We start from the raw sequence: 12,281 nt of genomic DNA on the forward strand, positions 1-12,281 counted from the left end.
TGATTTCGTGCATTATAGGAAAACCGTATTTTTTTAAAATTAAAGATAATTCTAATGATTTAGTATTAATAGCTGTACAAAAAACTATATTTTCTTCTAAAAATCCAATTTTAATCTCTTTATAATTTAATAACGTATTTACATGATATGCAATAGCTAAACCAGAATCAATTAAACGTGTATTTGGTGGCAGTAACTGTTGTAATTCACTTCGTAATAAAACATAATGAGTGCAACCTAAAATTACAGTATCTGGTGACACATTGGATTTATTTAACCATGGTTGTAAAATACCATATATTTCTTTTAGACAAATTTTCTTTCCTAAAAATTTTGATTCTGAGATATGTACTAATTTATTAGATATAATAGTTAAAATTTTACAACTTTTGGCAAATGACATAATTAATTTTTGTATATAAATACTAGAGATAGTATTATATGTAGCTATTAATCCTATTATACCATTTCTTGTTATTTTGACCGAAGGTTTTATAGCTGGAACTGTTCCAACTATAGGAAAATTACAATGTTTACGCAATTCAATCAGTGCAATAACACTTGCGGTATTGCAAGCTATAACAGCTAAAGATATTAAGTATTCTTTGGAAATTATTTTAATAATATTAACAATACGTTTAGTAATAAATAATTTATTTTTATTTCCATAAGGAAAAGCAGCATTATCAAAGACATAAATATAATAAATATCAGGAAACTGTTTTTTAATTTCACTGTATACTGATATACCTCCTATACCAGAATCAAATATAAGTATTACTGGTTTTAAATTATTTTTAGTTGTTGATAATAAATTATTTGTATTTTTATGTGTATAAATCATAAATATAAAATTCCATAATTTTACTAAATATAAATATATTTAATATTGGTATTTATCTCAATTATCTTAAGGATAAATACTAAATATGTATCCCGATATAGTTAGTAAAATTTATTTCTATAATGAATTTTTTATCTTGAGTGTATTGTATTTATATACTTATTCTTAAATATAACAAACGGATATTATAATGCCATATATAAAAAATAAGTTCATATTAACTATAAACATTTCTAAAAAATTTAAAAATTAATCTAAGAAAAAAAATTTTTTTTTGCAGATTTGATAGCCTGTCTAACTTGTGAAGAAGATACGCCTCCTTGTGAACTGCGTTTATCAAGACATGACTGAAAGTTTAGAATGGAATACACATCTTCTGTAATTAGAGGGCAAAAGTTTTTTAGTTGTTTTAAATCTAAATCTTCTAATGCTGCTTTCTGATTAATTGCTTCTAATATTATTTTACCAACAATACAATGTGCTGTACGAAAAGGTATGCCCTTTGATACAAGATAATCTGCTAATTCAGTTGCATTACAATAACTTTTTTTTAAAGCATCTTTGCAGCGATTTTTGTTTATTTTTAATTTTGTTAAAACTAAAATTGACATACTAATACATGAATTCCAAGTATCTACAGTATTAAATAAACATTCTTTATCTTCTTGCATATCTTTGTTATATGATAAAGGTAAACCTTTTAATGTCATCATAATACCAGTTAAAGCACCTTGTATTTTTCCACATTTTCCCCGAATAAGTTCTAATACATCTGGATTTTTTTTCTGGGGCATAAGAGATGAACCTGATGTCACTTCGTCTGATAATTCTATAAACCCGACTTCATTACTATTAAAAAAAATGAGATCTTCAGCAAATCTTGATAAATGTATCATACTAATTGCTGCATTAGATATTAGTTCTAATACATAGTCACGATCAGATACAGTATCTAAACTATTATTAGTAACAGATTTAAATCCTAATAAATTAGCTAGTTGATGTCTATCAATATTATAAGTTGTTCCTGCTAAAGCACCACAACCCAGTGGGCTAACATCTAACCTTTTCAAGGTATCTTTTAGACGATTATTATCTCGTATAAACATTTCTACATAGGCCAAACACCAATATGCAAAAGTTATTGGTTGTGCATGTTGCAAATGTGTATAACCTGGCATTATGGTATCTTGGTTACATTCAGCAATTAATATTAGCGCTTTTTTTAATTCTAATATATTGTTTAATAATTGGTTAATATTAACTTTGCACCACAACTTTAGAGCAGTTGTTACTTGATCATTACGACTACGACCAGTATGTAATTTTTTACCTAATTCACCTAATTTTGAAATTAATTTACTTTCAACCCAACTGTGAATATCTTCTGCATTACTAGATAATATAACTTCAGGATTAATCCGGATTTTATTTAATAAAACACTTAGTTCATCTTCTAATTGTTTTTGCTCTTTTGAATTCAAAACATTTGCTTTCATTAATGCTTTAGACCATGCAATAGAACTCATAATATCCTGTTCTGCCAATCTGTAATCAAATTGTAAAGAATCATTAAAATTCTTAAAATTGTGATTTATCGAATCTCTAAATCTTCCACCCCAAAGTGACATATATATCCTTATCAATCATTATTAAAAAGAAAATTAAAAAAATAACTTATTTATTTTGTTTTTTAAGAGCTCTAATTCTAGAAACTAAGGAGAATAACTTAACAAAACCTCCTGCATCCTTATGATCATATACGTTATCTTCTGAAAAAGTAGAATAATCTTTTGAATATAAACTATTAATTGATTTTTTTCCTATAACAATTGCATTACCTTTATATAGCTGCATAATTACCTCACCAGTTAATTCATCTGATAATATTTTGGCAGCACATTGTATAGACTTACGCAAAGGTGTAAACCATCGCCCTTCATAAACAACATATGACATTTCATAACCTAACTGTTGTCGCCATTTAAAACTATCACGATCTAAAACTAACTGTTCTAATGCGCGTAGTGCATTAAACATTATCGTGCCACCAGGAGTTTCATAACATCCTCTTGATTTAATTCCTATTAGACGATTTTCTATCATATCTACTCTTCCAATACCATGTTTGGCTCCCATGATATTTAATTTTTTTAAACATTGAAAAGGACTTAATTTTTTATCATTAATTCCAACTACTCGTCCTTTTTTAATATTAATCACTAGCGTTTCCGGTTCATCTGGAGCATCTACGGGGTCATTAGTCCAAATCCAGCAATTTTTTTCAGGTTTTTTAGATGGATCTTCTAACATGCCGCCTTCTGTTGAAATATGCCAAATATTTTCGTCACGACTATATATTTTTTTTGTAGATATATGAGTTTCAATGTTTTTATCTTTTAAATATCTTAAAAGAGATTCTCGAGAATTTAAATGCCATTCACGCCAAGGTGCTATTAATTTTAATTTTGGTGCTAATGCAGTATAAGCAGATTCAAAACGAACTTGGTCATTACCTTTACCGGTTGATCCATGACATAAAGTATCAGCATTAATTTTAATAGCTAAATCAACTTGTGCTTTAGCAATAATAGGTCTTGCCATACATGTTCCCATGAGGTAAAAACTTTCATATGTTGCACCAGTTTGTAAAACTGGATAAATATAGTTTTCTACAAAATCCTCTTTTAAATCAATAATATAACATGAAGATGCTCCAGATTGTTTTGCTTTTTGTTCTATATCAGCTAAAGAGTTATCTGGTTGACCAATGTCAGCTACAAAGGCAATTACTTCGCAAGAGGTATAATTTTCTTTTAACCAAGGAATAATTGCAGAAGTATCAAGTCCGCCAGAATAAGCTAAAACTATTTTTTTTACACGTTTTATATTCATTTATATAATCCTTCTAACATATTAAATAGATATTAATATCTAACTCTAGTACCAATTGAATATCCATTAAGTAAATCGCTTAATTGATTAGGATATTCCCAACTAGCTATATTTACAGGCTGACTTAAAATTTTAGCAGCTCTCAATGCTGCTCTTACTTTTATAACCATACCATTTTTAATTATATTGCTAGATATTAATTTTTCTGCTTCGTATGCATTTATCTCTTTAATAAAATATCCTTTGTTATCTTTTATACCATTTACATCGGATAATAATATTAAACTAGCATTTATAGTTAACGCTATAACCGTAGCAGCTTCATCAGCATTAATATTTAATAAATTACCATTTTCATCAATACCTATAGAACTAATTATTGGTATATATCTATTATTAAATAAAATATCTAATAAATAAGGGTTTCCAGGTATTACATAACCAACATTCCCTAAATTTTTATTTATCATTGCTGAATGAACTATATTTCCATCACCTAAACATAAACCTATAGCGTTAATTTTGTATTTTTTTGCATGTGATAGTAATTTTTTATTAGCAATTCCTGCTAAAGCTCCAATTACTATATCAATTTGATCATGAGGAGTAATTCTTAATCCATCTTTTTTTATTATATTTAACGATAATTTATTCATTAAATCATCTACTATATAACCACCACCGTGAGTGATTATTATAAATCTATTGTAAATATTTACATAATTTGCTAGGGTTTTGAATAGATTATTTAACGCCATTTCTTTTTTTAAAATAGCACCACCTAATTTAATAACCAAAGGTTTCATCATAGTAATATATTTTTATATAATTGATTGTGTTTCAGGAAAACTAAAACGAATATTCATGCACTGAACTGCTTGAGAAGCCGCTCCTTTTAGGAGATTATCTTCAGCTGCAATAATAATAATATGTTTATCTTGTACTGCAAAACCAATATCACAATAAGGTAAACCTACTACTGATTTTAAAGATGGAAATCCTTTATTGTACATTCTAATTAAAGGTTTATCGTAATAAATATCATCAAATGCTTTAATGATATTTTCTTTATTTACCCCTATTTTCAATAGGCAAGTTATAGTAGCTAAAATGCCACGAGAAAAATTTCCAATATGAGGTATAAAAATTACTTCAATACCTAAATTTTTAACGATTTCTAAGTGATGACGATGATTAAAAATTCCATAAGGTTCTAAGCTGATTTCACAAAAATGATTATTTAAAATTGCTTTACGTCCAGTACCACTTACTCCACTAATAGCATTAATTACTGGATTTTGATTTATATCTATTAAATTTGCATTTAATAATGGTTTGATAGCTAACTGTGATACAGTAGGATAACATCCTGGTAATGCTATTAGTTGTGCTTTTTTAATTTCTTTGCGATGAAGCTCAGCTAAACCATATACTGCTTTATCTAACCAAAAATCATATTTATGGCGCAGACCATAAAATCTTTCATAAAAATTTTTATCTTTAATACGAAAAGCTCCTGAAAGATCAAATACTACACAACCATTTTTAAGAAATCTTGGAGCTAATTCATGACTTATATTATGAGAAGTGGCTAAGAAAACCACATCAATGTTACTCTTCCAAATTAATGAATTTGTAATACTTTGTAAGGGCAAATCTATTATATTTTTCATTCTTGGATGAACTTCAGATAAAGATTTACCTATATTTAGACTATTTTCTGAAACTACTAAACCAACTATATTTATGCATGGATGCCGATGTAGAATGTATACTAGTTCTACTCCAGTATATCCAGTAGCGCCAATTATTAATGTATTTAACATAATATCAAATCTCTATTTAAATTTAATATGTTTTACTTTTAATAAATAATGTAATATTTATTAAATTTAATTAATTTGAAGTGCATATAATGATATCAAAAAAATTACCTTCTTTTATCGAGTGTTATCGAAAATTAATATCTATACCAACTATTAGCTCAATAGATCAATCTATGGACTGTAGTAATAAATTTTTAATTGATTCATTAGCAAATTGGTTTAACGATCTAGGTTTGAACGTTGAATTATATTCTATTTCAAATACTCGAAACAAATTTAATTTATTAGCGAAAACTAGAAATGATCTGGGGGGTTTAATGCTAACAGGTCATACCGATACAGTACCCTTCGATGCTAATTATTGGAAATATGATCCTTTTGTTTTAACTGAATTTAATAATAAATTATATGGTTTAGGTGCAGTAGATATGAAAGGCTTTTTTGCATTAATTGTGGATGTTTTGCGAAATATTGAACTAAAAAAATTAAAAAAACCCTTGTACATTTTAGCTACTGCTGATGAAGAAACTACTATGATAGGAGCTAATGATTTTGTAAAATCAACTACATTAAAACCAGATATAGCGATTATAGGTGAACCCACTTCTCTTAAACTAGTTTACGAACACAGAGGATATATTCCTATTATAGTTAGTATTAGAGGTGATTCAGGTCATTCCAGTAACTTATCTCATAGTGTAAACTCTATAGAATTAATGCAGAAAGTAATAAGTAATTTAATAAGACTAAGAAATATTACAGAAAAAAATCCAATTAATCAGCATACAAGACCTTGTTTAATAGTTAATTTTGGTTGTATTAAAGGAGGAGATATAGCTAATCGTATTTGTCCTTATTGTGAATTATATTTAGACATTCGTTTTGTTTCTACTACTAATATAGATACTGTAAATAAACTAATTGATCAAATATTAAAACCTATCACAAATAAATGGAGTGATCGAATAACTATAGAAACATTATATCCACCTATTTCTTCATATAAATGCTGTATTGATAATATCTTTGTAAGAAAAATGCAAAAATTACTAAATAAAAATTTAGAATCGGTTGATTATTGTACAGAAGCACCATTTATACAAAAATTATGTCCAACTTTAATCTTTGGTGCGGGATCAATTAATCAAGCTCACCAACCAAATGAATTTATGCATATGTCATACATTAAACCAGCTTACAAAAATATCTATAGTATAATAAATTATTTTTGTAATTAATAAAATTAATCAAAATTTGATAAAAAGGTTTAATACGTAGATCTTTTTATCAAATTTATCAACAATTATGGTATTTAATGGGTTTAATTCCTAATATATGACAAATTGAATAACTCATTTCATATTTATTCAAAGTATAAAAATGAAAATCTGTAACTCCTTCTTTAGATAATTTTTCAACCATATTCATGGCTATGTGGGTACCTATCATCTTACAAGTTTCGATATCATTATCTAATCCATTAAACAATTTATACATCCATAGAGGAATATTTACTTTACTAATTTTTGCAAAATGTTTTAACTGTCTAAAGTTTGATACCGGTAAGATACCAGGTACAATTTCTACATCTATACCTACAGCAACACAACGATCTCTAAAACGCAAATAATTATCTATATTAAAAAAAAATTGAGTAATTGCACTATTAGCACCTGCATCAATTTTATATTTTAAATTCACTAGATCAGATTGCGCATTTTTTGCTTCTGGGTGTACTTCAGGATAAGCAGCTACAGAAATATCAAAATCACCCACTTTTTTTAGCAAAGCAACTAATTCGTAACAATACATTTTCGGTTTAACATTGCATTTAGGAATATCTCCTCTTAACGCTACTATCTTAGATATACCATTATTCCAATAACTGGATGCTATGTCAAATAATTCTTGACGTGTTGAATCTACGCATGTTAAATGAGGAACCGCTTTTAATCCAGTACGCTCTATTATATTCTTAGTAACATTATATGTAAGATTTTTTTCTTTCGAATTAACGCCATAAGTAACTGATACAAATTTTGGGTTTAATTTACTCAGAAAATTAATTGAATTCCATAGAATTGCTTCCATTTCTTTATTACGGGGAGGAAAAAACTCAAATGAGATATTAAATTTTTTATTAAATTCCAATTCACTTTGATTTAACTGTTTTTGTTGATTAGCATCATTACTCATCCCATTCACCTTAGTCAAGGATTTTTTAAAATTTTAATATCATTACTTAAATCATGTAATGCTAGACATTAATAGATTATGGTTAAATGCCTTAAATTTATAAAGTATTGTATTTATATGAAATTAGCTTTAATCCAATTATTATGAATTAATAAAAGAAATAGATAAAATATATGATTGAATGACAATAATTGATATTAATGAAAGATAATAACCTAACGTAAATTATCTACATGAAAATATAATAGGTTAAATATTTTATAATTATATTTTATTGCTAATCATTAATTTTATTGAAAATAACCGAAAATTATAATATAAATAACATTAGATTTAATAATTACTTTAGCTAATTTTATTAGTTTTCTAATAGATGATATGATGTGTGTTTTGTTATAAAAATACTAAAAATTATTTGAGACAATTTTAAATGCATTATCTAAATCATTAATTAAATCTTCTTTATCTTCTATTCCTACTGAAATTCGTAATAACATTTCAGAAATGCCCGCTTTATTTCTTGCTTCATGAGACATACCTGCATGTGTCATACTAGCAGCATGACAAATCAAACTTTCTACACTTCCTAAAGATTCTGCTAGAGTGAATAATTTTAGTGATTTTAAAAATAGCTTGAGTGTTTCAATGTTTCCATAAATTTCCATGCTGATAATAGCTCCAAAACCCTTTTGTTGTTTAACTGCATATTTATAACCAACATTATCCACTAAAGAAGGATGGTATATTTTTTTTACAAATTTTTGTTGTTTTAAATAATCTACTATTGCTAAAGCATTATTTTGAGCTACATTAATTCTAGGTAATAATGTACGTATACTACGTAGTAATAAATAACTATCAAAAGCTGCAGCAGTAACACCTATATTATTAGCCCACCAAGATAATTTATCTAATATCTCAGAACTTTTTGCAATGACTATTCCTGATAATATATCGGAATGTCCATTAATATATTTAGTGCAAGAGTGAACTATTAAATCTGCACCTAAATGTATAGGATTTTGTAATATTGGAGTCATAAATGTATTGTCTACTACGCTAATAGCACCAACGTCTTTTGCTAATTTACAAATCATAGCAATATCTACTACTCTTAATAAAGGATTACTCGGACTTTCAATAAATATCATATTAGGTTTTTCATCAAAAACTTTATGTAATTCTGATATATTACTTTGATTAATAAATTTTACATTATATAGATTGTGATGATTCATACTTTGAAATAAACGATAGGTACCACCATAACAATCATGAGGTGCTATTAATAGATCACCTGGTCTAAGTAAGGACATTGTTATAAGATGAATAGCTGACATACCAGTGTTTGTTAAAATAGATCCAACTCCTCCTTCTAAATCAGATAGAGCTTTTTGTACTATGTCTCTAGTTGGATTGGTGCGACGTGAATAATCATGTAATCTTGGTTCATTAAAAGCAATAAAATTATAATTGCTAGAAAGATAAATAGGAGGTGATACACAACCATATTGTGTATCAGTATTTAAACCCCTATGAACTGCTACAGTTGCTTTTTTAAAATTCATTTTTTCAATCCTAATAATTGTAAATACTTTAAAAGTAAAATATTTTATAAAATTTAATTCATTAATTATATTTCACTATATAACTTATAAAATAATGATGTTTAATAATTAAATTTCAATAAAATTACATATATCAATTTGTAATTTTTAAATTATTTGAATATACAGGAATGCTAAATTTAGTCAAAATAAGCATTCCTGTTTTTATATTATATATGTATTTATTTGTTTTTATTAACCAAAGAAAATCTTTTATTAAAGCGATCTACTCTACCTCTCGTTGAAACATCTCTTTGTTTACCAGTATAAAATGGATGACATTGGTTACATACATCTAAATTTAATTTCTGTTCTTTTAAAGTCGAAAAAATCTCAATTATATTTCCACAAGTACAATTAGCTGTGATTATTTGATAATTGGGATGAATACCTTTTTTCATAAAAAAATAGCCTTTATTATAGTTAACATTACTTTAATCAATATGTTTTAAATTGTATTCATAATATGAATCATAATTATTAATATTTATAATTATACAGCTTAAATGTAGAATAAATATATTCTATTTTAAAGATCATATATTTATTTTTTAAAATATAAATTTCTATATTTTTATGCATAAAGAGACTTATATGTCTATTGTTCAAGTTGCTTTACCAATTCCATTAAATCGTTTGTTTAGTTATATATATCCAAAAGACATAAAACCAGTTATCGGTGGTCGTGTAAGAGTAACTCTTGGTAATAGAAAAATGATAGGTATCATTGTATCATTAGATGAAAATGACGATCATCTTTTAAAAGAAAAAAAACTAAAAGAAATTGAAGAAATTATAGATAAAGAATCATTATTTTCTAGCTCTTTATGGAAACTATTACAATGGGCTGCAAACTATTATCACTCTCCTTTAGGAGAAGTTTTAAATCATTCTATTCCTGTTTTATTACGTCAAGGAAAACAAATTAATTATGATTTCAAATGGTTATGGCACATTACTGAAAAAGGTAATATTTTTAACATTGATGTTCTTAAAAAGGCTCCAAAACAACAAAAAGCCCTAATTTTATTACAACAGAAACAAATAATATCAGATTGTATTAGAAAAAAGTATGATATTACTACTAAGGTTATGCAAATTTTATATTCTAAAGGTATTTGTACACCTAAAAAACATTATTTACCTTTGCAAAACTGGTCAGATAATTTTATGATTAAAGGAAAAAAACCGATATTAAATAGAGAACAAAATATAGCTATCAATTCTATAAAAAAAGAAGATAAAAAATATTCGGCATGGTTATTGGCAGGTGTAACAGGTTCTGGTAAAACTGAAGTATATCTTCAAATACTAGAAAATATACTAATCAGAAGTCAACAAGCAATAATTTTAGTTCCAGAAATTGGATTAACAATTCAAACTATTAATGTATTTCGCAAACGTTTTAATGTTCCTATAGATTTATTACATTCTTCTTTAAATAATAAGGAAAGACTTGCTGTATGGCTAAGAGCTAGACGTGGAGAAAATGCTATAATAATTGGTACTAGATCCGCATTATTTACTCCACTAGCAAGACCTGGTATCATCATCATTGATGAAGAACATGATAGTTCCTATAAACAACAAGAAGGTTGGAGATATCAGGCACGTGATTTAGCAGTATATAGAGCTTATCAAGAAAATATACCAATTGTTATGGGTTCTGCTACTCCTGCATTAGAAACATTGTATAACGTTTTTAAGGGAAAATATCGACAATTAAATTTATTAAAACGTGTTAGTAATGCTAAATTAGCAATACAGCAGATAATAGATATCAAAGGGATAACACTTGTTGGTGGTTTATCACCGTTACTTATTAAAAAAATTCAAATTCATTTATATGCTAAAAATCAAGTATTATTGTTTTTAAATCGTAGAGGTTTTGCACCTTTATTGTTATGTAATGACTGTCATTGGATTGCCAAATGTAAAAATTGCGATCATGGGTATACATTACATCATCAATATAAACGTCAATTAAGATGTCACTATTGTAATCATAAACAAGTAATACCTTTTATATGTCCTAATTGTAATTCAAAAAATTTGATATCTGTCGGAGTTGGCACTGAACAAATAGAAAATAAATTAAGTCAATTATTTCCTAAAACAAAAATACTTCGAATAGATCAAGATACAACTAGAAATAAAGATTCTTTAAAGAAATACATAGATAATATAAATAAAGGTGAACCATGTATCTTGATTGGAACTCAAATGATTACGAAAGGTCATCATTTTCCAAATGTAACATTGGTATCGTTGTTAAATGTAGACGGAGCTTTATTTTCGTCAGATTTTAGAGCAACTGAACGTTTTGCTCAACTTTATACTCAAGTTGCAGGACGTGCTGGACGCGCTGAAAAACAAGGTGAAGTTCTCTTACAAACATATTATCCTGATCATCCTTTACTAAAGACTTTATTAAATAAAGGATATTTTTCTTTTGCAAATCAGATATTATTAGAACGTAAATCAGTATTATTACCTCCATGGACTAATCATGTTTTATTTAGAGCTGAATTTTTCGACAATAAAAAAGTAATAGAATTACTGCAAAAATTACGCAATCTATTAGAAAATTTATCATCAAATGATGCATCGGTATGGTTTATGGGACCATTGCCATCACTACATCCCAAAAAAAATAAGTTTTGGCGCTGGCATATTTTAGTACAGCATCCTTCAAGAAAGTACTTACAACAATTAATTACTAAATCTTTACCTCTAATTTATATAATTCCAGAATCACGTAAAGTAAAATTGATTATAGATATTGATCCAATTGAATCTTAATTTTTAAAAGTAAAATAGCATTAAATTACTAATTAAATATATTTTATACATTTACTAAATATTTTATATATATAATATTTATTAAAAAAATTTAATCTATTTAAGTATTTT

At 26.6% G+C, this 12,281-nt stretch carries 10 protein-coding genes; 2 read left to right on the top strand and 8 right to left on the bottom strand.

Going from position 1 to position 12,281, the window contains the following annotated elements:
• The 5 genes from murI to argC form a co-directional block, all read right to left on the bottom strand.
• Nucleotides 1–844 (bottom strand): glutamate racemase (murI, locus tag FD726_RS03460; protein WP_159990203.1); only part of this gene is annotated, 844 nt, incomplete at its 3' end.
• A 254-nt stretch (nucleotides 845–1,098) separates the two neighbouring features.
• Nucleotides 1,099–2,475, bottom strand: coding sequence for an argininosuccinate lyase (argH, locus tag FD726_RS03465; protein ID WP_159990204.1), 1,377 nt, complete (start codon nucleotides 2,473–2,475; stop codon nucleotides 1,099–1,101).
• Between the two features lie 46 nt (nucleotides 2,476–2,521).
• Nucleotides 2,522–3,739 carry an argininosuccinate synthase gene (locus tag FD726_RS03470; protein ID WP_159990205.1) on the bottom strand — a complete coding sequence of 406 codons (1,218 nt, stop codon included), beginning with the start codon at nucleotides 3,737–3,739 and terminating at the stop codon, nucleotides 2,522–2,524.
• A gap of 32 nt (nucleotides 3,740–3,771) precedes the next feature.
• A complete protein-coding gene (gene argB, locus FD726_RS03475; RefSeq protein ID WP_204162678.1) occupies nucleotides 3,772–4,545 on the bottom strand; it encodes an acetylglutamate kinase in 774 nt (257 codons plus the stop codon).
• Nucleotides 4,546–4,560: 15 nt separating this feature from the next.
• Nucleotides 4,561–5,565: an N-acetyl-gamma-glutamyl-phosphate reductase gene (gene argC, locus FD726_RS03480; protein WP_159990207.1), complete on the bottom strand. Its 1,005-nt coding sequence runs from the start codon at nucleotides 5,563–5,565 to the stop codon at nucleotides 4,561–4,563.
• Between the two features lie 92 nt (nucleotides 5,566–5,657).
• Between argC and argE the strand changes: the two genes are divergently transcribed.
• On the top strand, nucleotides 5,658–6,803 hold the full coding sequence (gene argE, locus FD726_RS03485) for an acetylornithine deacetylase (RefSeq protein ID WP_159990227.1): 1,146 nt from the start codon (nucleotides 5,658–5,660) through the stop codon (nucleotides 6,801–6,803).
• 58 nt (nucleotides 6,804–6,861) lie between these two features.
• Here the strand turns inward: argE and metF are convergent, their stop codons facing one another.
• The 3 genes from metF to rpmE form a co-directional block, all read right to left on the bottom strand.
• Entirely contained in the window at nucleotides 6,862–7,761 is a 900-nt protein-coding gene (gene metF / locus FD726_RS03490; RefSeq protein ID WP_159990208.1) for a methylenetetrahydrofolate reductase, read from the bottom strand.
• Between the two features lie 404 nt (nucleotides 7,762–8,165).
• Nucleotides 8,166–9,329, bottom strand: a complete 1,164-nt coding sequence (gene metB, locus FD726_RS03495) for a cystathionine gamma-synthase (RefSeq protein WP_159990209.1) — start codon at nucleotides 9,327–9,329, stop codon at nucleotides 8,166–8,168.
• A 221-nt stretch (nucleotides 9,330–9,550) separates the two neighbouring features.
• Nucleotides 9,551–9,769 (bottom strand): 50S ribosomal protein L31, encoded by a 219-nt coding sequence (rpmE, locus tag FD726_RS03500; protein WP_159990210.1) that lies wholly within the window; start codon nucleotides 9,767–9,769, stop codon nucleotides 9,551–9,553.
• A gap of 193 nt (nucleotides 9,770–9,962) precedes the next feature.
• Between rpmE and priA the strand changes: the two genes are divergently transcribed.
• On the top strand, nucleotides 9,963–12,170 hold the full coding sequence (priA, locus tag FD726_RS03505) for a primosomal protein N' (RefSeq protein ID WP_159990211.1): 2,208 nt from the start codon (nucleotides 9,963–9,965) through the stop codon (nucleotides 12,168–12,170).
• The last annotated feature ends 111 nt before the right edge of the window (nucleotides 12,171–12,281 follow it).

It is taken from the genome of Pantoea sp. SoEX, assembly GCF_009829945.1.
Lineage (GTDB): Bacteria > Pseudomonadota > Gammaproteobacteria > Enterobacterales > Enterobacteriaceae > Pantoea_C.

What these genes read in the sequence shown, in the direction of transcription:
- metF (WP_159990208.1), bottom strand. Translation starts at nt 7,761, where the DNA reads ATGAGTAATGATGCTAATCAACAAAAACAGTTAAATCAAAGTGAATTG.
- argC (WP_159990207.1), bottom strand. Translation starts at nt 5,565, where the DNA reads ATGTTAAATACATTAATAATTGGCGCTACTGGATATACTGGAGTAGAA.
- metB (WP_159990209.1), bottom strand. Translation starts at nt 9,329, where the DNA reads ATGAATTTTAAAAAAGCAACTGTAGCAGTTCATAGGGGTTTAAATACT.
- FD726_RS03470 (WP_159990205.1), bottom strand. Translation starts at nt 3,739, where the DNA reads ATGAATATAAAACGTGTAAAAAAAATAGTTTTAGCTTATTCTGGCGGA.
- argB (WP_204162678.1), bottom strand. Translation starts at nt 4,545, where the DNA reads ATGAAACCTTTGGTTATTAAATTAGGTGGTGCTATTTTAAAAAAAGAA.
- priA (WP_159990211.1), top strand. Translation starts at nt 9,963, where the DNA reads ATGTCTATTGTTCAAGTTGCTTTACCAATTCCATTAAATCGTTTGTTT.
- argH (WP_159990204.1), bottom strand. Translation starts at nt 2,475, where the DNA reads ATGTCACTTTGGGGTGGAAGATTTAGAGATTCGATAAATCACAATTTT.
- rpmE (WP_159990210.1), bottom strand. Translation starts at nt 9,769, where the DNA reads ATGAAAAAAGGTATTCATCCCAATTATCAAATAATCACAGCTAATTGT.